This window comes from Streptomyces sp. NPDC096193, assembly GCF_040302905.1.
In the GTDB taxonomy this organism is placed as follows: Bacteria; Actinomycetota; Actinomycetes; order Streptomycetales; family Streptomycetaceae; genus Streptomyces.
Window position 1 is genome coordinate 60,741 of sequence record NZ_JBEOSJ010000022.1, and the last position, 23,079, is coordinate 83,819.

The window sequence follows — 23,079 nt, forward strand, 5'->3', positions numbered from 1 at the left end:
GCCGCGCCACGGGCCGGGCCCCGGGTACAGGGCGGGTGAGCCCGACGGAACCGAGAGGTGGACTGGCGTGAACTTGCGTGACCTGGTGTACGGGCTCTACGCACGCCGGGTGGAGGGCCGACTCGACCACGCCCAGGTGCCCAAGCACATCGGCGTCATCCTCGACGGCAACCGTCGCTGGGCCAAGGCCTCCGGCGGTACCGCCGAACAAGGTCACAAGGCCGGTGCCAGCAAGATCCAGGAGCTGCTGGGCTGGTGCGCCGAGACCGATGTCGAGGTCGTCACCCTCTGGCTGCTGTCCACGGACAATTTGGACCGCCCGGAGAAGGAACTCGTCCCGCTCCTCGGCATCATCGAGAACGCGGTCCGCGACCTGGCGGCCGACGGCCGCTGGCGCGTGCACCACGTCGGCACGCTCGACCTGCTCCCCTCCCGCACCCAGTCCGTGCTGAAGGAAGCGGAGCAGGCCACCGACGGCACCGACGGCATACTGGTCAATGTCGCCGTCGGCTACGGCGGCCGGCAGGAGATCGCGGACGCGGTCCGCTCCCTGCTCCTGGAGCACGCCGACAAGGGCACCAGCTTCGAGGAGCTGGCCGAGATCGTCGACGTCGAACACATCTCCGAACATCTCTACACCCGCGGCCAGCCCGACCCCGACCTGGTCATCCGCACCAGCGGCGAGCAGCGGCTGTCCGGATTCATGCTCTGGCAGAGCGCCCACTCGGAGTACTACTTCTGCGAAGTCTTCTGGCCGGCGTTCCGCAAGGTGGACTTTCTGCGAGCCCTCCGTGACTACGCCGCGCGCCACCGCCGCTACGGAAACTGAGGTCCCGGCAGGGCCTCCGCAGCGCTGATCACCCTCTGTTCACCCACACGTCGTCATATGCCATGGCATGGCAGCGCGTGTTCGAGGGAATATCCCTTCCAGGTCGACGTCCGATCCACGAACGTCGTATCTCAGTGAGCGGCCGAGACCGCTCACCCGGGAGGCCCTTTGCACACGAAGGAACGCACCCCCTGTGCGGACCAGGCGGAGGGCCGGTGCTCGGCCCGCGCATCGTGGCCAGAGCCCGGCCCAGTCGCCCGCGACGCCGTCGCAGCCCGACCTCGTCCGAGGGGGTACGTCCTTCCGTGGTGAACAGCACAAAGCGCCGCATGCCCGACAGGCGCACTTACGTTCTCGACACCAGCGTCCTGCTGGCCGACCCGAACGCCATGACCCGCTTCGACGAGCACGAAGTCGTGCTGCCGATCGTGGTCATCACGGAGCTGGAGGCCAAGAGGCACCATCCGGAGCTCGGTTACTTCGCCCGTCAGGCCCTGCGCCTGCTGGACGACTTCCGTATCCGGTACGGACGCCTCGACGCACCCATCCCCATGGGCGACCTCGGCGGCACGATCCGTGTCGAGCTCAACCACTCCGATCCCGGCGTCCTTCCGGCCGGCTTCCGATTGGGGGACAACGACTCACGGATCCTGGCGGTAGCGCGCAATCTCCAGGCCGAGGGGTACGACGTCACGGTCGTCTCCAAGGACCTGCCCCTGCGGATCAAGGCCTCCTCCGTCGGCCTGCTGGCCGAGGAGTACCGCGCCGAGCTCGCCATCACCGACTCCGGCTGGACCGGAATGGCGGAGATGCCGCTCTCGGCCGAACAGGTCGATCTGCTCTACAGCGAGGAGACGCTTTACGTCCCCGAGGCGGCCGAGCTGCCCGTCCACACGGGACTGGTCCTGCAGTCCGAGCGCGGCAAGGCGCTCGGCAGGATCACGGCCGAGGGCAACGTCCGGCTCGTGCGCGGCGACCGGGAGGCCTTCGGCATCCACGGCCGCAGCGCCGAACAGCGCATCGCCCTCGATCTGCTCCTCGACCCGGACGTCGGCATCGTCTCGCTCGGCGGCCGGGCAGGCACCGGAAAGTCGGCGCTCGCGCTGTGCGCGGGACTCGAAGCGGTCCTGGAGCGCAGGCAGCACCAGAAGGTGATGGTCTTCCGGCCGCTGTACGCGGTGGGCGGGCAGGAGCTCGGCTATCTGCCCGGCACCGAGGCCGAGAAGATGAGCCCCTGGGCGCAGGCCGTCTTCGACACGCTCTCCGCCGTGGCGGGCCGTGAAGTGATCGAGGAGGTCCTCGGGCGCGGCATGCTCGAAGTGCTGCCGCTCACCCATATCCGCGGCCGCTCGCTGCACGACGCGTTCGTCATCGTGGACGAGGCCCAGTCCCTGGAGCGGAACGTCCTGTTGACCGTTCTGTCCCGTATCGGGGCTGACTCCCGGGTTGTTCTCACGCATGACGTGGCACAACGGGACAATCTGCGCGTGGGGCGGTACGACGGAGTTGTCGCCGTGGTGGAGAAGTTGAAGGGCCATCCGCTGTTCGCGCACGTCACCCTCACCCGGTCCGAGCGATCGCAGATCGCCGCGCTGGTGACCGAAATGCTCGAAGAAGGCCAGATCTAGCACCAGATACGGCAGTTGGCGCCGCCCGGCAGACGCAAGAGCGTAGCCGGGCGGCGTCGTGCTGTGCGCCGCTTTCCGTAAAACTCGTCTAGCAAACGGCATGTGAGCTTTCACACGCAACGAAGAATTGCCTTGCGGCGTCGGCTTCCGGCAGAGTCTTGCTTCCGTCAGGCCCCGCATACGACACACCCGCACCACCCGTGGTGCACCGCAACACACAACTCAAGACCTGCCGTCGTGTGCCGCCCGCGAGTTTCACGGGTTCTCCCGCAAGGGAGTTGCCCACCGGGCCAGCGCCTCCTGTGACCCGATGCAGTGAGGAGGCCAGCGCAAGGGGCACGATTCGTACGCGAGGTCACCCATGCGCGCGATGCTGGAAGGAAACCGTGTGAGCCGGATCTCGGTCCGGGGATTCGCCGTGGCGTCAGCCACCGCGGTCACCACCGTCGGAGCTGTTGTGGGCGTTGCCTCGGGCAACACCCAGCCCGCGGGCGACACGCTCGAGGCAACGGCCGCCGACGCGACCCTCCTCGCAGACATTCCCATGGGCCAGCAGGCCCAGGTTCAGGTCTCCTCCCTCGCGGAGCAGGCCGACGCCCAGGCTGCCGCCGCCGACGCGACGGCCAAGAAGTCCGCCGAGGAAGCCGCCCGCATCGAGGCAGCGAAGACGGCCAAGGCGAAGAAGGAAGCTGCCGAGGAGAAGGCCCGGGCCGAGCGCGAGAAGGAAGAGCGGGCCAACCGCGACTCCGTGCGCGAGGCTTCGAGCTTCTCCGCGAAGGGCTCCTACTCCGTCGCCGAGGTCCAGGCGATGGCCCGGCAGATGATCCCTGCCGACCAGTTCCAGTGCTTCAGCAACATCGTGGACCACGAGTCCACATGGAACTACCGCGCGCAGAACCCCTCGTCCGGCGCCTACGGTCTCGTCCAGGCCCTGCCCGGCTCGAAGATGTCCTCGGCCGGCGCCGACTGGCAGACCAACCCGGCGACCCAGATCAAGTGGGGCCTCAACTACATGAACGACCGCTACGACAGCCCCTGCGGCGCGTGGGCGTTCTGGCAGGCCAACCACTGGTACTAGAACCGGCGCTCAACTTCACGTCGCCCCTCACCGTCCTACGGTGAGGGGTTTCGTGCGTGTACCGTCGTTCGGAATGCGTGGGGGGAGCAGTGGGGGGAAGAGAGAAGATCATGTCAAGACTGCCAGGTTGGCTCGCGGGGCTGGGCGCCGGAATCACCCGTGCGTCCCAGCGGCTGGACGAGCGCCGTAAGGAAGCCGTGGCCGACGACCTCGCCGACGAGGTCGTCGTGACCGCTCCCCGCCCCGAGCGGATACCGGCGCCGCCCGCGTACGCCCCGGCGGTCGTGGCCAAGCCCGATCCCGTCTCCGCCATTCCCTGGGGCATGCGGGTCGCGGCGGAGGCCGGCTGGCGCCTTCTCGTACTCGCGGGCACGCTCTGGGTGTTGATGAGGATCATCAGCGCCGTCCAGCTGGTGGTGCTCGCCTTCGTCGCGGCGCTGCTCGTCACCGCGATGCTCCAGCCCACCGTGGCGCGGCTGCGCCGGCTCGGCCTGCCACGCGGGCTCGCCACCGCGGTCACCGCGGTCGCCGGGTTCGTCATCATGGGCCTGGTCGGCTGGTTCGTGGTGTGGCAGGTCATGGACAACCTCGACAACCTCTCCGACCGTGTCCGGGACGGCATCGAGGAGCTCAAGCGCTGGCTGCTGGACAGCCCGTTCCATGTCACCGAGTCGCAGATCAACGACATCGCCAAGAACCTCAGCGACACGATCGGCACCAACACCGAGGAGATAACGACCGCCGGCCTGCAGGGCGTGACGGTGATGGTGGAGATCCTCACCGGCATTCTGCTGGCGATGTTCTCCACGCTCTTCCTGCTGTACGACGGGAAGCGCATCTGGCAGTGGACGCTGAAGCTGGTCCCGGCGCAGGCCCGCGAAGGGGTCGCCGGAGCCGGGCCGCGGGCATGGCGCACCCTGACCGCTTATGTGCGCGGCACGGTGATAGTCGCCCTGATCGACGCGATATTCATCGGTATCGGGATCTATTTCCTCGATGTCCCGATGGCTGTGCCGCTCGCCGTGTTCATCTTCCTGTTCGCCTTCATCCCGCTCGTCGGCGCGGTCATCTCGGGCGCCCTGGCGGTCGTCGTGGCGCTCGTCACCCAGGGCGTGTTCACCGCCCTGATGGTGCTGATCGTCGTCCTGGCCGTGCAGCAGATCGAGGGGCACGTGCTGCAGCCCTTCATCCTGGGGCGCGCGGTCCGGGTGCATCCCCTCGCCGTCGTCCTCGCGGTCGCGGCGGGCGGCCTGACCGCCGGCATCGGCGGAGCGGTGGTCGCGGTGCCGCTGGTGGCCGTGACCAACACTGTCGTCGGCTATCTGCGGGTGTACAGCCAGGAACAGGCCCTGCTCGCCACGGCTCCGCCGTACGACGCGACGGTCGTCGAGGTGGCGCCCGGCGCCGTGGCCGTTCCCGAAGGGGCGCCCGTGCCGCAGGAGCGGGAGTGATATCCGAGCCGGAACCGGTCGGTGACGAGGGGCCGTTCGGCGAGCCGGAGATCGCCGGCCGGGGGAAGGACGACGGGGGAGACCGGGACGCTGCCGCGGAGACCGTCTCTGCGGCGGACGTCCCGTGGTTCCGGCGCCCGCCCCCGCAGGCCTGGTGGTGGGCCCTCGGCGGCGCACTGGCGGCCTCGGCGGTGTGGGCGTCCGGTCTGTACGTCCACGAGAGCCGGGGCCCGGACATGGGCGCCTACCGCGAGAGCCGCAACCTCTGCCTCGACGCGGAGGTGAAGGCCCTGTCGTCCGCACTCGGCGCAGTGGACTCCCCGCGGCCGTCCGGACGCGAGCACGAGGCCAGGGACATGGCGACCTGCTGGATCCATCTGGTGGACTCCACCACGAAGGAAACCGACCCGTACACGCCGACGACGGTCTTCGTCACCTACGCGCTGCACAAGAAGACGGACCCGGGGCCGGAGTTCGGCGCCGGCGTGGGCACGGACATGTACTTCGGCGACACCGAGATCGCCACGGAGCGGATCGAAGGGCTCGGCGAGCGCGCCTACTTCGTCCTGTCCGGCGGCTCCGGCACGCCGGACCTGCAGGTGCTGGACGGGCAGGTCGTCCTCACCATGACCGTGTCGCCCGGCGCACCGTCCGGGGTGGACACCGACGGCGGCCCGGTCGACGCGTCGGAGATCAGGCCCTTCATGGTCGAGGACATGCGGGCGCTGATGGCGAAGCTCCAGAGCTGAGCGGGCGGGCACCGGGAAGCCCCCGGCCCCACGACACACAAGAAGGGCCCCAGCCGGTTCGATACCGGCGGAGGCCCTTCTCGTACGTCTGTTGTCCCTCGCCCGCTCGCCTAGCCGGCGAGAAGGGCCTCGGCGTCGAGCGTCGTCCCGACCGCCTGGATCACCGCGGCGATCTTGAAGGCTTCCTGGACCGTCTCGCGGTCCACGCCCGCCTTGCGCAGCACCTGCTCGTGCGAGTCCAGGCACTGGCCGCAGCCGTTGACGGCGGAGACGGCGAGCGACCACAGCTCGAAGTCGACCTTCTCCACGCCCGGGTTGCCGATGACGTTCATCCGCAGGCCCGCCCGCAGCGTCCCGTACTCCGGGTCCGACAGCAGGTGCCGGGTCCGGTAGAAGACGTTGTTCATCGCCATGACGGCGGCGGCGGACTTGGCGGCGGTGTACGCCTCGGGGGAGAGGTTCTCCCGGGCCTCCGGCTCCAGCTCGCGCAGCACCTTCGGCGAGCGCGAGGCGATCGCGCAGGCCAGCACGGTGCCCCACAGCTGCTGCTGCGGGAGCTCGCTGTTGCCGATGACCGAACCGAGGTTCAGCTTCAGGTCCTTGGCGTAGTCCGGCAGTGCGGACTTGAGCTCATCGAGTGCCATGGTCACTCACCGGCCAGCAGCTTGACCGGGTCGAGGGTCTCGTCGCCGGACTTCCAGTTGCAGGGGCACAGCTCGTCGGTCTGCAGGGCGTCGAGCACCCGCAGGACCTCCTTGGGGTTACGGCCGACGGAACCGGCGGTCACCATCGTGAACTGGATCTCGTTGTTCGGGTCGACGATGAAGACGGCGCGCTGGGCGAAGCCGTCCTCGCCCTCGATGCCGAGGTCGCGCATCAGCTCGTGCTTGGAGTCCGCCATCATCGGGAAGGGCAGGTCACGCAGATCGGCGTGGTCCTTGCGCCAGGCGTGGTGGACGAACTCGGAGTCACCGGAGAAGCCGAGGATCTGAGCGTCGCGGTCGGCGAACTCGTCGTTCAGCTTGCCGAAGGCGGCGATCTCGGTGGGGCAGACGAAGGTGAAGTCCTTGGGCCACGCGAAGACGACCCTCCACTTGCCCTCGTAGGACTTGTGGTTGATCACCTCGAACTCCTTGCCGGTCTCCAGCGAGACGCAGGAGGTGAGTTCGTATGTGGGGAACTGGTCACCGACAGTGAGCACGCGCTCTCCTTGCAAAACATGGAATTCCCTTTTGGGGTATTCCAGAGGGTTGGACGGATCTTGATCCTGGCACAGAGTGCATTGATCAAAGAAATAGCTATACTCGGTCGTCGCGATCGGAGGTGGTTATCAGTGGGCGGCATGAAGAGGGGCAAACAGCCGAGCCTCGCGCAGCTGCGTGCCTTCGCGGCGGTGGCCGAATATCTGCACTTCCGGGACGCGGCGGCATCAATCGGGATGAGTCAGCCGGCACTCTCCGGAGCCGTCTCCGCGCTGGAGGAGGCACTGGGTGTCCAGCTCGTCGAGCGAACCACCCGCAAGGTGCTGCTGTCGTCGGCCGGCGAGCGGCTCGCCGCCCGGACCCGGGCCGTGCTGGACGCGGTCGGTGAGCTGATGGAGGAGGCCGAAGCGGTACGGGCGCCCTTCACCGGGGTCCTCCGGCTCGGCGTGATCCCCACCGTCGCGCCCTATCTGCTGCCGAACGTCCTGCGCCTGGTGCACGACAAGTACCCCGAGCTGGACCTCCAGGTCCACGAGGAGCAGACCTCATCTCTGCTGGACGGGCTCGCGGCGGGGCGGCTCGACCTGCTGCTGCTCGCGGTTCCCCTCGGGGTGCCCGGCATCGAGGAGCTCCCGCTGTTCGACGAGGACTTCGTTCTCGTCACCCCGGAGGACCACTGGCTCGGCGGCCGCCAGGACATACCGCGCGAGGCGCTGCGCGAACTTCCGCTGCTGCTGCTCGACGAGGGCCACTGTCTGCGTGACCAGGCCCTCGACATCTGCCGGGAGGCCGGCCGCCGCGACGGCACACCGGTGACCACCACCGCCGCCGGGCTCTCCACCCTCGTTCAGCTGGTCGCGGGCGGACTGGGCGTGACCCTGCTGCCGCGTACGGCGGTCGACGTCGAGACCGGACGCGGCGGTCTCCAGACGGGCTGGTTCGCCGACCCCGCCCCGGCACGGCGCGTCGCCCTGGCGATGCGCTCGGGAGCGGCACGCCAGGGCGAGTTCGAGGAGTTCGCACAGGCGCTGCGCGACGCGATGCGCTCCCTGCCCGTACGGGTTCTCGGCTGACTACTCCGTACGCAGTCCGTCGGGGCGCATCAGGCGCCACAGCACGGGCAGGCTGAGGAGCGTCACCAGCAGGATCAACGCGGCGCCGACGGCGTTGACCGGCAGGAACGCCCACCAGTCCTCGACCTGCTTGTTCACCATCCGCAGCAGCACCAGTCCGAGGCCCACCCCGCCGCCGGTCGCCAGGGTCAGACCCAGCACGATCGGCACGGCCGTCTGCCACAGCACCGACCAGCCCAGCGTGGCGCGCCGGGTGCCGAAGGCGACCAGCACCGACAACAGCCGCTTTCGGTCGCGCAGTTGCTCCAGCGTGGAGACGAGCATGGACGCGGCGATCAGCAGCATCGTGGCGGTCGCGCCGACGAACAACCCGGTGCGGACGCTGGTGTACTGGCTGTCCCGCTCGAAGTTCTGCAGCGTGTTGACGAAGGTCAGCGGGTCGATGGCGGCGGCCGTGTTGCGGGCGTACTCGGCCGCGTCCGGCACCGCCGGATCGAGCTTGACCATCGTCCTGGCCTCGGGCGACATCAGCGCCTTGACGTCGATCGCCGACGGTGTGGCCATGATGCCGAAGGCCATGTCCCCCATCGGATCGGGCCGCGAGTCCACCGTGCGGGCCGACTCCGGTACCCGCCACAGGGCGGGGGCGGGGCGTGTGGTCTTCCCCGCACTCCACTGCTCCGGACGGAGGTTGACCTCGGCGCCCGCCCGAGCGGTCTTGGCGAGGTAGTCGTCCGGCGGGCCCTGATCCTCGGGCGTCCGGACGATGAAGACATCGCCGTCCCGGCACGAGGAGATCTTCGCCAGCTCCTTCAGGGAGGGGCAGTCGCCGACGGTGAGCCGGGTGGTGGGGACGAAGTCCTCACCCGCACGCAGCGGGCCCGGCCGCTCGACGCCCGCCTCGATGAACCCGACCACGCCGAGGACGCCCTTGGTCCGGGCGTACTCGTCGATCATGCCGCGCGCCAGGGTGCCGTTCCCGGCCGGCACCCTCGTCTCGAGCTGCGCCCGGGCCGAGTCCATCCCGGTCGGTCGCATGAAGTCGTTCTGCACGGCGGTCAGCAGCATCTGGAGCGCGATCGCGCCCGCCGCCGCGACGACGATCCCGCTCACCGCACGGGCCGCCGTGCCGCTGCTCAACTGGAGCCGGCGCACAGCCAGTTGCCAGGCCACCGGTCCGCCCCGGAGCCGGCCGACGACCGCTTCCACCAGCCACGGGAGCAGTGAGGTGGTGCCGATCAGCACCAGCATGGCGCCGATGGCGATCTGGTACGTGGCGATGCCCGTCTCCGCCATGCCGATGCTTCCCGACTGGGGCAGCAGCAGCGCGACACCCACGGCCGGGAGCAGCAGACGCCACCACAGCCGGCGCCGGCGCGGAGCCGCGTCGCGGACGACGCCGAGCGGCTCGATGGACACCCGGCGCAGCGCGGAGAGGGTGACACCGATCGCCGACGCGGGCACGGCGATGAGGATCAGTACGGTCAGCCAGAGGCTCGGGACGATGTCGGAGGGGAAGGCGTTGACGTCCCAGACGGTCACCGAACCGGCGAGCTGCCGCAGCCATGCGAAGAGCGCGGCGCCGGTGACGAGGCCCAGCAGCGCGCCGCACAGGGACTCACCCGCCGCGATGCGCCGGGTCATCGCCCGGTCCGCGCCCACCAGGCGCAGAGCGGCCAGCCGGCGGTCGCGCTGCTCCCCGCCGAAGCGCACGGCGGTGGCGATGAACACGGCGACGGGCAGGATCAGGGCGACGCAGATCATCACGACGATCAGCAGCAGTACCGCGTTCAGCGGATCGCCGGGTGTCCCGTCGCCGTAGTGGTCCGCCCGGCCCTCGGCGCCGGTCTCCATGCCGGCCGGACCGCCGGCGTAGTAGAGCAGCTCGGCCCGCCCGGTCAGGCCCTCCTTGTCGATGCTCGCGCCGACCTCGTACGGCAGGCGGTCCTTCAGCAGGGAGCCGCCCGGGGAGTCGAGCAGTTCGGCGAGCGCGGGCGAGACGGCCATCTCGCCGGGAGCGGGCAGCTCCGTGAGGCCCGGAGGCGCGGGGGCGCCGCCGCCGTCGGGCCGGATCACGACGCCGTTCACGGTCTCGCCGCGGTACAGCGTGGTGGTCCGGGCGAAGAGGAAGGAGCTGTCGGACCGCTTCGCCTCGTCGAGACTCACCTGGCGGGCGGCCGCGCGGTCCTCGCGCGTCTGCAGAATGCCCGGCACGGAAGCGGCGAACAGCAGCATGGCGACGCCGAGGCCGACGCCCAGTGCGGTGAGGGCGGTACGGGCCCAGCCGGGCCGCCCGCCGGTGACGGCGAACCGGAGACCCAGCGCCAGGTCCCGTATCCAGGAGGAGCCGCGGTTCATCAGACGCCCGCCATGTCGCGGACCCTGCCGTCGCGGACGACGACCTCGCGGTCGGAGTAGGCGGCGACCCGGGCCTCGTGGGTGACGAGGACGACCGCCGTGTTCGACTCGCGGGCCGCACCGGTCAGCTGTTGCAGCACCCGCTCGCCGTTCAGCGAGTCCAGCGCGCCGGTCGGCTCGTCGGCGAACAGCACGCGCGGCGACGTGACCAGGGCACGGGCCACCGCGACCCGCTGGGCCTGACCGCCCGACACCTCGCCGGGCCGCTTGCCGCTCACGCCCTCGATCTCCAGGCGCTCCATCCATTCGGCGGCGGCGCGCTCCGCGGGCTTGCGCCGGGTGCCGCCGAGCCGCAGGGGCAGGGCCACGTTCTCCAGGCAGGTCAACTCCGGTACGAGCCGGCCGAACTGGAAGACGAAGCCGAACTCGGTACGCCGCAGTGTGCTGCGCCGCGCGTCCGACATGTCGGTGAGGTCGCGTCCGCCGTAGCCGATGGAGCCCGCGTCGGGTGGAACGATCCCGGCCAGACAGTGCAGCAGCGTCGACTTGCCGGAGCCGGACGGCCCCATCACGGCGACGACCTCACCGGCGTGGATGGAGAACGAGGCCCCGACGAGGGCCGGGGTCGAGCCGTACGCCTTGTGCAGGTCCTCGGCCACGAGCAGGGAGCCGGCCGGGGTCATGCGCCGACCTCCTTCGCGAGCTGCCCGAGCCGGGCGGCGGTCAGTTCGAGCCAGCGCAGATCGGCTTCGAGGTGGAAGAGCGCGTGATCGCAGATGAGCTGGTCGGCGAGGTCGCCGCGGCGCTTGCGGTCGGTGAGGATGCGCATCAGGCGCAGATGCTCGGCTCGCTGCCGATCGAGCAGCTCGGCCGCGCTGCGGCCGGTGAGCAGGGCGAGGACGACCTTGGTGTAGAGGGTCGACTGGAGATACGGCTCCGGCTTCTCCGGCTCGGCGAGCCACTGCGAGACATCGGTGATCCCGGCGTCGGTGATGGCGTAGCGCTTCCGCTCGGGCCCGCCGCCCGCCTCCACCCCGTCGACCTCGACGAGGCCGTTCCTGAGGAGCCGGGACATGGTCGAGTAGACCTGCCCGTAGTGCAGGGGCCTGTCGTGGCCGAACTTCTCGTCGAAGGCGCGCTTGAGGTCGTAGCCGTGGCGCGGACCGGACTCGAGGAGCCCGAGGAGGGTGTGACCGATGGACATGCGCAGCACTCTACACACGGCGTATACACGGTGTGTATACCCGGGGTGTAGAGCCATGGGGGGACATGAGGGAACGGTCCTCACGCCCGGCGCGCGGCCCGTGGTCCAGGCGCCCCTGCCCCGGCGCCGCAGAGGGAGCGGACCCGCGCGGTCTCGCGCGGATCCGCTGTCCTCGTCCCTACTCCTGCTGTTCCTCCGGCTGCGTGGCCGGCGGGCGGCCCCTCTTCGGGATCGGGCGGGCGGTGGTCGGCAGCCGGCCCGCGTCCGACAGGGCCCTGCGCAGCAGGAACTCGATCTGCGCGTTCGCGCTGCGCAGTTCGTCGGACGCCCACCGGGCGAGTGCCTCGTATACCGCCGGGTCCAACCGCAGCAGCACCTGCTTCCGCTCGGGCGAGGGCGTCACTGGTAGAGCGTGCCCGTGTTGAGGACCGGCTGCACCGACCGGTCGCCGCACAGCACCACCATCAGGTTCGACACCATGGCCGCCTTGCGCTCCTGGTCCAGCTCGACGATCTGCTGCTCGGTCAGCCGGGCCAGTGCCGCCTCCACCATGCCGACCGCACCGTCCACGATCTGCCGCCGTGCGGCGACCACCGCACCCGCCTGCTGACGCTGGAGCATCGCGGACGCGATCTCGGGCGCGTAGGCGAGATGGGTGAAGCGGGACTCGATGATGTGCACACCCGCCGCGTCCACCCGGGCGCGCAGCTCCACCGCCAGCTTCTCGGTGATCTCCTCCGCGTTGCCCCGAAGCGACAGGTCCTCCTCGTCGTGCGCGTCGTAGGGGTACTCGATCGCGATGTGCCGCACGGCCGCCTCCGTCTGGGTGGAGACGAACTCCAGGAAGTCGTCCACCTCGAACATGGCCTGGGCGGTGTCCTCGACCTTCCAGACCACCACGGCCGCCAGCTCGATGGGGTTGCCGTAGGCGTCGTTGACCTTCAGAACCGCGGTCTCGTGGTTCCGTACGCGCGTCGAGATCTTGCTCCGTGAGGTGAGCGGGTTGACCCAGCGCAGCCCGTCGGTGCGGATCGTGCCGCGGTAGCGCCCGAAGAGCTGGACGACCCGCGCCTCGCCCGGCGCCACCATGTTGAGCCCGCACATCGCGAAGAACGCCGCGATCGCCACCGCGATGCCGATCGTTATGAGGGTCGCCTTCAGCCCGGTCGAGCCGGACGCGGAACCGGCGACCACGAGCCCGACCCCGGCCGCGAGCCCGAGCAGGCCGAGGAGCAGGGCGAGACCGCCGCCGATGCTGTGAGCAGGGACTTCCCGGACCTGTGGGGCCGGCATCTCGGGTACGTCGTCGGGTGTCGTCGATGTGGCAACAGGCATGTGCGCTCCCCGTTTTCCGGGCCGGGCAGCCCTGTTGGCGGCAGCCCGACCGGCTAGCAAAGTGATAACACTTTATCGCCTGCCGCAACCCTTCGCACCCCTCGTGAGTCGGTTCCATGAGACGGGGTGCTGATTGTCACGTCCGGAAAAGGCCGGATCGGTAGCCGTTTGTCTGGGTGACCGGTGTTAGTTTTCTGAGCTGCTTCCGGTCGGAGCCCGGAAGGCACCACCCACCACCAGCACCAGGGCGACGACGGACAGAGACCGAAGAGCGGAGCGGACGAGCGATGGGTCGAGCGGAAGCGCGACAGGCCCGGCAGCGCGGAGCGCGCCGGGCGAACAGAGCCGGACGGACGGGCATACGGCGCTTCTTCACCTGGAGGAAGCTGCTGGGCACCTTCCTCGGCTTCTGCCTGCTCGTGATGGGCGCGTTCTTCATCATCTATCTGCTCGTCCCCGTGCCCTCGGCCAACGCCCAGGCCGAGATGCAGAGCAACGTCTACAAGTACAGCGACGGCAAGGTCCTCACCCGCACCGGCAAGATCAACCGCGAGATCGTGCCTCTGGAGAAGATCCCGAAGGGTGTCCAGTACACCTTCGTCGCCGCGGAGAACAAGACGTTCTTCAAGGACTCCGGCATCGACTTCAAGGGCACCACCCGCGGTGTGCTCAACACCCTCCGGGGCAAGGGCAAGCAGGGTGGCTCGACCATCACGCAGCAGTACGTCAAGAACTACTACCTGAGCCAGGAACAGACGGTCACCCGCAAGCTCAAGGAGCTGGTGATCTCCCTCAAGGTGGACCAGAAGAAGGACAAGCACGAGATCCTCGCCGGGTACGTCAACACCAGCTACTACGGCCGCAACGCCTACGGCATCCAGGCCGCCGCCCAGGCGTACTACGGTGTCGACGCCTCGAAACTGACCGTCGCCCAGGGCGCGTACCTCGCCGCCCTGCTCCAGGCCCCGAACCAGTACGACTGGGCGATCGCGTCGAAGACCGGCAAGAAGCTGGTCACCCAGCGCTGGAACTACGTGCTGGACAACATGGTCGAGGAGGGCTGGCTGGAGAGCTCGGTCCGCCAGGGCCTGGAGTTCCCCGTGCCCAAGCCCCCCAAGGCCGCTCCCGGACTGGAGGTGGGCCAGACCGGATACCTCGTGGACGCAGCCGAGGCCGAGATGGAGCGCATGGGCATCTCCGAGGAGGAGATCAAGGCCGGCGGCTGGACGATCACGCTCAACATCGACCGCAAGCGCCAGCAGGCTCTGGAGAAGGCGGTTGCCAAGCAGCTGGAGGCCAAGCTCGACCGCAAGGGCGACAAGGCCGACGCCACCGTCCAGGCGGGTGCCACCTCCGTCGACCCGAAGACCGGCAACGTTCTCGCGCTCTACGGTGGTGTCGGCGCCACCGAGCACTGGCTCTCCAACGCCACGCGCCGCGACTACCAGCCGGCGTCGACCTTCAAGCCCGTCGTGCTCGCCTCGGCCCTGGAGAACGGTTCCGAGACCCAGGACGGCCGCCCGATCGGCCTCCGGACCAGGTACGACGGCACCAGCAAGCGTCCGGTCGAGGGCAGCGACGTCGCCTTCGCGCCGGAGAACGAGGACGACAAGGACTACGGCCAGGTCAGCGTCCAGCGCGCCATCAACAGTTCGATCAACTCCGTCTTCGCGCAGATGATCGTCGACGTCGGCCCGCCCGAGGTGAAGAAGACCGCGCTCGACCTCGGCATGGCGGACGGCGACGGCTGGCCCGAGCAGCCGGCGATGTCGCTCGGCACCATGGGCGCCTCCACCTGGGACATGGCCGCGGTGTACGCGAGCCTGGACGCCCACGGCAAGAAGATCACGCCCACGATCGTGAAGTCGGCCGAGCGCGAGGGCCGCCAGGCCGAGCGCAAGGTCGACCCGGTCGGCGGCCAGGTCATCAGCCGGGAGGCCGCGGACACGGTCACCGCCGCCATGACGGGTGTCGTTCGCAGCGGTTCGGGTGTGAACGCGGCCGGCGACTACGAGGCGGCCGGCAAGACCGGCACCTCGGAGAACAACCGCTCGGCGTGGTTCGTGGGCTACACCCCCGAGATCGTCACCGCGGTCGGCCTGTTCGGAGAGCAGTCCGACGGCACCGGCCAGGTCACCCTGACGAACACCGTCAACGAGGGCCGCGCCAACGGCGGTGGCGTCCCGGCCAAGATCTGGAAGGCGTACACGACCGGCGCGCTCGGCGGCGGTTCTGACGCGCGGTTCGATCTCGACGTCGACGAGTCGGCGACGGCCGAACCCACCCCCACACCGACGCCCACGCCGACCCCCTCGCCCACGGAGTCCGAGACGGACAAGCCCGACGACTCGCCGACCCCGACCCCGACGGAGTCGGAGACCGAGCCGCCGACGGGGGACCCGACGCCGACGCCGACCAGGTCGCCGTCCGGTCCGCCGAGCTTCACCCCGCCGCCCGACCCGGGTGACGGTGATCCGGGCGACCCGGACGAGTCGACCCTCGACCTCAGTCCCTGACAGCGGCACTGTGCCCGCGGACCCGGATGCCGGGTACCGCGGGCACGGTCGTGCAGGGCCGTGCAGGGTCGGCCCTGAAGGCGGTCAGCCGCCGTTGACCTGGTTGGCGATGCGGTCACCGAGATTCTTGTCGATGTTGCGCCAGTACTGCAGCGCCCGCTGCCGCACCGGCTGGGTGACCCCGCCGAGCAGATGGCCGCTGACGTTCGACGCCAGGCGTTCGCGGGCCGCGTCGTCGAGCACTTCACGGACCATCGTGCCCGCCTGGCCGAAGTCGTCGTCCTCACGGTGCGGCTTGTACGCCTCGCGCACCATCTCGCCCGCGGTGGCCCAGCCGGCCGGGTCGCCGAAGCGCTGGTAGTCGGCCGCCGGACCGCCGTACGAGTTCGGCGCGTACGGCATGGCAGCGTTCGACGGCACGTACCGCATCGGGCCGTCCTTGGCGTAGGAGTTCACGCCGGAGTGCGGACGGTTGGGCGGCAGCTGCGCGTAGTTCGGGCCGATCCGGTACCGGTGCGTGTCCGGGTAGGAGAACAGCCGGCCGAGCAGCATCTTGTCCGGCGACGGGCCGATGCCCGGCACCATGTTGGACGGCTCGAAGGCAGCCTGCTCGATGTGGATGAAGTAGTCGTCGGGGTTCCTGTTCAGCGTCATCCGCCCGACGTCGATCAGGGGGTAGTCGCCGTGCGGCCACACCTTGGTCAGATCGAAGGGGTTGAAGCGGTAGTCGGGGGCGTCGTCGAAGGGCATGACCTGCACCTTCAGGGTCCACGAAGGCGCCTCGCCCGCCTTGATCGACTCGTACAGATCGCGGCGGTGCTTGTCCGCGTCCGACCCGGCCAGCTCGTCGGCCTCGGCCTGGGTCAGGAAGTCGATGCCCTGGTCGGTCTTGAAGTGGTACTTCACCCAGAACCGCTCGCCACCGGCGTTGATCCACATGAAGGTGTGCGAGCCGTAGCCGTTCATGTGGCGGTAGGTCTTGGGTACACCCCGGTCGCCCATCAGCCAGGTCACCTGGTGCGCGGACTCGGGGGAGAGGGTCCAGAAGTCCCACTGCATGTCGTTGTTGCGCAGCCCGGTGACCGGGTGGCGCTTCTGGGACCGGATGAAGTCCTGGAACTTGATCGTGTCGCGTACGAAGAAGACCGGCGTGTTGTTGCCGACCAGGTCGTAATTGCCGTGCTCGGTGTAGAACTTCAGCGCGAAGCCGCGGGGGTCGCGCCAGGTGTCGGGCGAGCCCTGTTCACCGGCGACGGTCGAGAAACGGGCCAGCATCTCGGTGCGCTTGCCCGGCTGGAACATGTCCGCCCTGGTGAACTGGCTGACATCATTGATGACTTCGAAGAAGCCGTACGCCCCCGACCCCTTCGCGTGGACCACTCGCTCCGGCACCCGTTCACGGTTGAACTGGGCCATTTTCTCGATGAGGTAGTGGTCCTGGAGCAGGATCGGGCCATCGGGGCCGACGGTGAGTGAGTGCTCGTCGCTCTCCACGGGGATGCCGGCGTTGTTGGTCGTGTACGGAGTCGCGGGGGATGACTCGGTCACGAGCGTCCTCCCCTTCATTGAGAAATGTGGTCGCTTCGGCCGTGTGCGCCCCACTCAACTCCGAAGTCGCGACATCGGCAACATCTGGACGGGGTCCAGATCTGGCCTATGTACGAGTGGGCAGCTCGAACCAGACGACCTTGCCGGTCGACAGCCGGGTCGCTCCCCACCGCCTGGCCAGTCGGTTCACCAGGAACAGCCCTCGTCCGCCCTCGTCCGTGTCCCGCGCCCGGCGCTGCCGCGGCAGCTGGGGGGAGTCGTCCCCTACCTCGCACCGCAGGACGTCCGTCCGCAGGAGCCGCAGGGTCACCGGCCGCTCCGCATACCGCACGGCATTGGTCACGACCTCGCTGACCAGCAGCTCCACCGAGTCACTGAGCTCCTCCAGGCCCCAGCGGGCCAGGGCACGGCGGGCGAGACGGCGGGCCCGGCTCGGTGCCGCGTCCTCCGGGTCCAGGAACCAGTAGGCGACGTCACTCGGCGCGATCCCGTCGAAACGGGCCGCGAGCAGCGCGATGTCGTCGTCCCGGTCGCCCGGGCCGAGCATGTCCAGCACGTCGTCGCAGAGCGCCTCAAGCGGCGGCGAGTGGTCCGGTCCGGTCAGCTGGGCTGTGGCGGCCAGTCGCTCCCGCAACTGCTCGATCCCCGTCCACACGTCCCGCAGCCTGGACTCGACCAGGCCGTCCGTGTACAGCAGCAGCGTCGCTCCGGCCGGGGCATCCAGCTCCACGGCCTCGAAGTCGACCCCACCGACGCCGATCGGCGCCCCCGGCGGTACGCGCAGCACCTCGGCCCGCCCGCCCAGATGGAGCAGGATGGGCGGCGGGTGGCCCGCGTTCGCGATGGTGATGCGGTGCGAGACCGGGTCGTACACCGCGTACATGCAGGTCGCCATGCGGTCGGTGCCGAGCCGCTGGGCCTGCTCGTCGAGATGGTGCAGTACCTCCTGCGGCGGCAGATCGAGGCCCGCCAGCGTCTGGGCCGTGGTGCGCAGCTGTCCCATGATCGCGGCCGAGGTCATGGAATGGCCCATGACATCGCCCACGACGAGGGCCACCCGGCTGCCCGGCAGCGGGATCGCGTCGTACCAGTCACCGCCGACGCGGGCGGTCTCGGCCGCCGGCAGATACCGCGAGGCGAGCCGGACACCGGTCGGCTGGGGCAGCGAGTCCGGCAGCATCGTGCGCTGGAGCTCGTCGGCGATGTACGCCTCGCGCCCGTACAGCACGGCCTTGTCGATGCCGAGCGCCGTGTGCGTCGCCAGCTGCGCGGCGACCAGCAGATCGTTCGGCTCGAAGGCCGGCCGGTCCGGCCGGCGCAGGAAGACGGCAGCACCGATCACCCGCCGCCGCCCGCGGAGCGGGGCGAGTATCGCTCGATGGCCGTTCGGCACGGTCCGGTCCGCGCCGAGCAGCTCGGGCAGGGCGGCCCTCGCCGCCGCGGAGTCGCCGAACACGGGTCGCACACCGCGCAGCACCTCGGACAGCGCCCCGCCGGAACGGACCTCGCACAGCTCGGCGGCCGGCGTGAGGTCGTTGTGCGGGTCGATCACGGGGATGGGGCCCGAACTGCCCAGATCGGCGTCCTCTTCTGCTAAACGCAGCCGGTCCGTACGGCGCAGCCGCAACACGAACGGCGAGACGGGACGCTCGTCGCCGACCGGCAGCGGGTCCCGCAGATAGACCAGGATCGCGTCCGAGAACGTCGGCACGGTCGCCCGGCACAGCCCGAGGACGATCTCGTCGAGGTCGATGCCCCGGGCGATCCGCCGGGTCGCTGCTCCCACGAAACGCAGCCGGTCACCCTCGCGCCGGGCCGTGCCCGCCAGGTCCTGCGGCGGGCCGCTCGGCGAGGGAACGGCCGACGGACCGGTCGCCTCCGCCCGCGGCCGGGTGCGTTCCTGCGACCGGGCAGCCAAGGGCTGCCGGCCTTCGTGGGAGGTGGGCTGCTCCGTCACGCGTGGGCTTCCGTCCGTCCGGGCCGGTGGTGCGATGCATTCGCCTCTTGAGGCGGTATACCCGCTCTGCGGGTGTGGTCGACAGGGTGGCGGGCATCCGGCACAGCTCCACCCCCTGGTGATGATTCCGAGATGACTTACGGTCAGGTCAGGTGCTGCGCTCAACAGTTGCGGTAACAGCGCAGCCTTGCGGACGACGATCCTACGTTTGCCCCCAGGGGGCGCATCAAGAGTCTCACGAGGTCGTATGCGCCGGAGCGTGTTCCTGGACCGGAGTCAGTCACATCGCACCTGCGACGGCGGCCCTGTTCAGGACGTCAGTTGCACGGCAGCGCGGGCCCAGTCCGCGGGGAGCTCCGGCACCCGCCAGGCGGGATCGGGGCGCCAGCGCTCCCAGCCGTCGGAGAACGGTGCTCCCCAGGCCCTCACGGTCCGTAGGGCATCCTCGCCCGCGAGCCGCACCCGCTCGGCCTTCTCCGGGCCGATCAGGCCCACGCGCTGCGCCTGGTCGAACTCGTCCTCGTCGTGCCAGCGCCAACTCCGGTCGGGGTCGACCGAGATGTCCAGAAAGTGGTCCTCCGAGTCGATGCCGCCCGACCAGCGGGTGCGGGGTTCCTCGAGGTTCACGTACCAGTTCTTGAACTGCCAGCCCGGCTCCCAGAAAAGCCAGACCGACCACGGTTCGCCGGGTCTGGCCAGTTTCAGTACCCCGGTGCCGAACCAGTGGCCGCGGGTGACCGTCCGGGGAGCCGTGTAGCGGGTGGCGAGCGGCTCCTCGTGGACGGGAGTGCCGTTCGCGAGCACCGGCTTCACGCACTCCGTCCCCGGCGCGAGCCACACCGCGAGCACCTCGTCGGAGTCCTCCACGACGGTCACCGGGCGGCAGATGTGGACGCCCTGGCCCGAGAGATCCGGGGCATGGCCGCGATAGCGCCAGAGGATGTGGTCCCCGGGCGTCCAGCGTTCGATGCGTTCCGAGCCTTTCATGAGGAGATCTTAGGAGTACCGCCCGCGCGGCGCCGCGACCCGGAGACGGGCGTGTGGCGGTACGGCGTCAGGGCCGGGTCATCCGCAGCACGTCAAGGGCCTCGTCGAGTTGCTCCAGGGTCAGCGCTCCACGCTCCACATAGCCGGATTCGAGGACGACCTCACGGATCGTCTTCCGTTCCGCGAGCGACTTCTTGGCGACCTTCGCCGCCTCCTCGTAGCCGATGTACTTGTTCAGCGGAGTGACCACGGAGGGCGAGGACTCGGCGTACTCACGGGCGCGCTCCACATGGGCGGTGACGCCATCGACCGTGCGGTCCGCGAGCAGCCGGGCGGCGTTGCCGAGCAACCGGACCGACTCCAGGAGGTTCTTGGCCATCACCGGGAGCATCACGTTCAGCTCGAAGTTCCCCGCGGCGCCGGCCACGGCGACCGTGGTGTCGTTGCCGGTGACCTGGGCGGCCACCATCAGGACCGCCTCCGGGATCACCGGGTTGACCTTGCCCGGCATGATCGAGGAGCCGGGCTGGAGATCGGGAAGACTGATCTCGGCCAGACCCGTGCGGGGGCCGCTCGCCATCCAGCGCAGATCGTTGGAGATCTTGGTGAGCGACACGGCGATCGTGCGCAGCTGCCCGGAGGTCTCCACCAGGCCGTCGCGCGCCCCCTGCGCCTCGAAGTGGTCGCGGGCCTCGGTCAGCGGCAGTCCGGTCGCCCGGGCCACCTCGGCGATGACGGCGGCCGGGAAGCCGGGCGGGGTGTTGATGCCGGTGCCCACCGCGGTGCCCCCGAGGGGGAGTTCGGCGAGCCGGGGCAGGGAGGACCGCAGCCGCTCCACGCCGTACCGGATCTGCGCGGCATACCCGCAGAACTCCTGGCCGAGGGTCACGGGCGTGGCGTCCATGAGGTGCGTGCGGCCGGACTTGACCACGTCCGCGAACTCGGCCGATTTGCGCTCCAGCGCCGCCGCCAGGTGCTCCAGCGCCGGGATCAGGTCCCGGGTCACGGCGGCGGTGGCGGCGATGTGGATGGAGGAGGGGAAGACGTCGTTGGACGACTGCGAGGCGTTCACATGGTCGTTGGGGTGCACCGGGCGGCCGAGGCGCTCGGTGGCCAGGGTGGCGAGGACCTCGTTGGTGTTCATGTTGGACGACGTCCCCGAACCGGTCTGGAAGACGTCGACCGGGAAGTGCTCGTCCCAGCGGCCTTCCGCCACCTCGGCCGCCGCATCCTCGATGGCCTGCGCCATGTCCTTGTCCAGGACGCCGAGTTCGGCGTTGACCCGCGCGGCGGCCGCCTTGATCCGGGCCAGGGCCTCGATGTGCGACCGTTCGAGCCGCTGCCCTGACACGGGGAAGTTCTCCACCGCGCGCTGGGTCTGGGCCCGCCACTTGGCGTGTGCGGGCACCCGCACCTCGCCCATGGAGTCGTGCTCGATGCGGTACTCGTTCGCGTCGGACATCGGTGTCCTGCCTCCTGGCTCTGCCGTCCGGGTCCGGAACCCCCGAAAAACTTGAGCACTTGTCTTGTTCTGCCTATTCCCCATTGCGCTACCTGCCAGTAAATACCCGGAGCAACCACATACCGGGGAGGCGCAATGCTGCATCTGTTCGGGGGCAGACCCCCCTGCCCGCGCAGCACCACGCACAGACTCCGTCGTACCGTCGCGGTCACCGCCGCCCTCGCGGCCGGGCTCGGCGGACTGGCGGTCACCGCACCGGCGGCCACCGCGGACCAGACCCGCACCACCGCATCCCTACCCCTTCCGCCCGAGCTGGAGGCCATCCGGGCGGCCGAGGCCGTCAAGCTGTACGGCACCCCCGCGGAGCGCCCGTTCGGCGAGCGCAGGACCGGCCTGATCTCGCTGGGCGACAGCGAGATCTCCGGGGAGGGCGTCGGCACCTACGAGCCGGGCACCAACGGCCCCGACAACTGGTGCCACCGCTCACCCGAGGCCGCCATCCACCGCACGGGCATCGCCGCGGACGTCACGTACAACGTCGCCTGCTCCGGAGCGGGCACCGGAAACATCCGGATCGGCGGCTCGAAGCAGCACGCCGACGAACTGGTCCAGAGCGACAACCTGGCCGTCAAGGCACGCAACACCCGTATCAAGATGGTCCTCTTGGTCGCCGGGGCCAACGACGACCTCCAGTTCGGTCCGGTGATGACCGACTGTGTGGTCCGCTACGTGACGTTCCAGGGACCCTGCGAGCCGAAGTACGCGCCCGGCTGGCAGGCGCGGGTCGACGGTCTCGTCCCCAAGGTCGAGCAGACGGTGCGCGACCTGCGCACCGTGATGCGCGACGCCGGGTACGCCGACGGCGACTACCAGCTGGTCGTGATGGGCTACCCGAGCCCGATCGGGCCGGACTTCCGCGACAACCCGCAGTTCCCGGGCAAGCTGCTGTGCGGCGGAATGGGCTACGACTCCGACACCGTGTGGGGCCGCAACACCGCGGTCCCGGCCTTCGAACGCGGTATGCGCCAGGTGGCGCGCTCCACCGGAGCCGTCTATCTAGACAACTCCCGGCTCTTCCACGGCCATGAGGTCTGTATGCAGGAGCCCTGGGCGCGGGGTCTCTACATCGACCTCAGCCTGCCCTTCCCGCCGGACGCCAACTCGGTGCGCCAGTCCTTCCATCCGAACGCGCGCGGCCATGCGGCCTTCGCCTCCTGTCTGACCCAGCTCTACAACGCGGGTCTGCGTGAAGCGAGTTGCGCACCTGCGGCATCGGGGCAGAACCCGGCCCTGTACGCGGGGGCCTGGGACGACGCCTTCAAGCCCTTGAGGAACGAGGGCACCGGGTCCTGCGCGGACGTGCCGGGCGCGGTCACCCGCAACGGCTCGGGCGTCGTCGGCTGGGACTGCCACGGCGGCCGCAACCAGGGCTGGTGGTTCGACGGGGCACGCGGCTCGCTGCTCACGGAGCTGACGCAGGACAGATGTGTGGACGTACCGCGAGGGCAGTACACACCGGGAGCGGCCCTGGTCCTGTGGGACTGCTCGGGAGCGGCGAACCAGCGCTTCGTCCGCACCGCCGGCACGCTGCGTCCCGCCGAGGCGCAGGGGCTGTGCGTGACGCATGCGGCCGCGCGGGAGCCGCTGCGGCTCCAGCCGTGCACGGGCGCCGCGACACAGCGCTTCGGCTGATCGCGGACGC

At 69.8% G+C, this 23,079-nt stretch carries 19 protein-coding genes; 8 read left to right on the forward strand and 11 right to left on the reverse strand.

Annotated elements, in window-relative coordinates:
- Positions 1–67: 67 nt before the first annotated feature.
- The 5 genes from ABTX78_RS27160 (at position 68) to ABTX78_RS27180 (ending at position 5,735) form a co-directional block, all read left to right on the forward strand.
- Positions 68–829 (forward strand): isoprenyl transferase, encoded by a 762-nt coding sequence (locus ABTX78_RS27160; RefSeq protein WP_352209422.1) that lies wholly within the window; start codon positions 68–70, stop codon positions 827–829.
- A 305-nt stretch (positions 830–1,134) separates the two neighbouring features.
- On the forward strand, positions 1,135–2,457 hold the full coding sequence (gene phoH2 / locus ABTX78_RS27165) for an RNA 5'-3' helicase PhoH2 (protein ID WP_352209423.1): 1,323 nt from the start codon (positions 1,135–1,137) through the stop codon (positions 2,455–2,457).
- 388 nt (positions 2,458–2,845) lie between these two features.
- On the forward strand, positions 2,846–3,535 hold the full coding sequence (locus ABTX78_RS27170; protein ID WP_352209424.1) for an aggregation-promoting factor C-terminal-like domain-containing protein: 690 nt from the start codon (positions 2,846–2,848) through the stop codon (positions 3,533–3,535).
- A 110-nt stretch (positions 3,536–3,645) separates the two neighbouring features.
- A complete protein-coding gene (locus ABTX78_RS27175) occupies positions 3,646–4,986 on the forward strand; it encodes an AI-2E family transporter (RefSeq protein WP_352209425.1) in 1,341 nt (446 codons plus the stop codon).
- A complete protein-coding gene (locus ABTX78_RS27180) occupies positions 4,983–5,735 on the forward strand; it encodes a hypothetical protein (RefSeq protein ID WP_352209426.1) in 753 nt (250 codons plus the stop codon). The genes ABTX78_RS27175 and ABTX78_RS27180 overlap by 4 nt, the downstream gene beginning before the upstream one ends.
- Positions 5,736–5,845: 110 nt before the next feature.
- On the opposite strand, the gene ABTX78_RS27185 is transcribed toward ABTX78_RS27180, so the two are convergent.
- Positions 5,846–6,379 (reverse strand): alkyl hydroperoxide reductase, encoded by a 534-nt coding sequence (locus ABTX78_RS27185; protein ID WP_352209427.1) that lies wholly within the window; start codon positions 6,377–6,379, stop codon positions 5,846–5,848.
- A gap of 2 nt (positions 6,380–6,381) precedes the next feature.
- Entirely contained in the window at positions 6,382–6,936 is a 555-nt protein-coding gene (locus ABTX78_RS27190) for a peroxiredoxin (protein ID WP_352209428.1), read from the reverse strand.
- 141 nt (positions 6,937–7,077) lie between these two features.
- Here ABTX78_RS27190 and ABTX78_RS27195 point away from each other — a divergent pair, with 141 nt between their 5' ends.
- The gene (locus ABTX78_RS27195; RefSeq protein ID WP_352209429.1) at positions 7,078–8,010 is read left to right on the forward strand and encodes a LysR substrate-binding domain-containing protein; all 933 of its coding nucleotides are present in this window, start codon (positions 7,078–7,080) and stop codon (positions 8,008–8,010) included.
- Here the strand turns inward: ABTX78_RS27195 and ABTX78_RS27200 are convergent, their stop codons facing one another.
- The 5 genes from ABTX78_RS27200 to ABTX78_RS27220 form a co-directional block, all read right to left on the reverse strand.
- Positions 8,011–10,368 carry an FtsX-like permease family protein gene (locus ABTX78_RS27200; protein WP_352209430.1) on the reverse strand — a complete coding sequence of 786 codons (2,358 nt, stop codon included), beginning with the start codon at positions 10,366–10,368 and terminating at the stop codon, positions 8,011–8,013.
- Entirely contained in the window at positions 10,368–11,051 is a 684-nt protein-coding gene (locus ABTX78_RS27205) for an ABC transporter ATP-binding protein (RefSeq protein WP_352209431.1), read from the reverse strand. The genes ABTX78_RS27200 and ABTX78_RS27205 overlap by 1 nt, the downstream gene beginning before the upstream one ends.
- Positions 11,048–11,572 (reverse strand): PadR family transcriptional regulator, encoded by a 525-nt coding sequence (locus ABTX78_RS27210; protein WP_352209432.1) that lies wholly within the window; start codon positions 11,570–11,572, stop codon positions 11,048–11,050. Before ABTX78_RS27210 ends, ABTX78_RS27205 begins: the two co-directional genes overlap by 4 nt.
- Positions 11,573–11,750: 178 nt before the next feature.
- Positions 11,751–12,026 (reverse strand): type II toxin-antitoxin system antitoxin, encoded by a 276-nt coding sequence (locus tag ABTX78_RS27215; RefSeq protein ID WP_502993976.1) that lies wholly within the window; start codon positions 12,024–12,026, stop codon positions 11,751–11,753.
- Complete coding sequence (locus ABTX78_RS27220) at positions 11,972–12,907, reverse strand: SPFH domain-containing protein (protein ID WP_352209434.1); 936 nt, start codon at positions 12,905–12,907, stop codon at positions 11,972–11,974. The genes ABTX78_RS27215 and ABTX78_RS27220 overlap by 55 nt, the downstream gene beginning before the upstream one ends.
- Positions 12,908–13,194: 287 nt before the next feature.
- Between ABTX78_RS27220 and ABTX78_RS27225 the strand changes: the two genes are divergently transcribed.
- Positions 13,195–15,423, forward strand: a complete 2,229-nt coding sequence (locus ABTX78_RS27225; protein ID WP_352209435.1) for a transglycosylase domain-containing protein — start codon at positions 13,195–13,197, stop codon at positions 15,421–15,423.
- An 84-nt stretch (positions 15,424–15,507) separates the two neighbouring features.
- Here ABTX78_RS27225 and ABTX78_RS27230 read toward each other — a convergent pair whose 3' ends face one another.
- The 4 genes from ABTX78_RS27230 to ABTX78_RS27245 all read right to left on the reverse strand — a co-directional run bounded on the left by ABTX78_RS27230 (position 15,508) and on the right by ABTX78_RS27245 (position 21,377).
- Positions 15,508–16,989, reverse strand: coding sequence for a catalase (locus tag ABTX78_RS27230; RefSeq protein WP_502993977.1), 1,482 nt, complete (start codon positions 16,987–16,989; stop codon positions 15,508–15,510).
- A gap of 88 nt (positions 16,990–17,077) precedes the next feature.
- Positions 17,078–18,928 (reverse strand): SpoIIE family protein phosphatase, encoded by a 1,851-nt coding sequence (locus ABTX78_RS27235; protein WP_352209437.1) that lies wholly within the window; start codon positions 18,926–18,928, stop codon positions 17,078–17,080.
- Between the two features lie 309 nt (positions 18,929–19,237).
- Entirely contained in the window at positions 19,238–19,915 is a 678-nt protein-coding gene (fomD, locus tag ABTX78_RS27240; protein ID WP_352209438.1) for a cytidylyl-2-hydroxypropylphosphonate hydrolase, read from the reverse strand.
- Between the two features lie 67 nt (positions 19,916–19,982).
- Positions 19,983–21,377 (reverse strand): class II fumarate hydratase, encoded by a 1,395-nt coding sequence (locus ABTX78_RS27245; RefSeq protein WP_352209439.1) that lies wholly within the window; start codon positions 21,375–21,377, stop codon positions 19,983–19,985.
- A 135-nt stretch (positions 21,378–21,512) separates the two neighbouring features.
- Here ABTX78_RS27245 and ABTX78_RS27250 point away from each other — a divergent pair, with 135 nt between their 5' ends.
- Positions 21,513–23,069: a ricin-type beta-trefoil lectin domain protein gene (locus ABTX78_RS27250; RefSeq protein ID WP_352209440.1), complete on the forward strand. Its 1,557-nt coding sequence runs from the start codon at positions 21,513–21,515 to the stop codon at positions 23,067–23,069.
- Positions 23,070–23,079 lie beyond the last annotated feature (10 nt).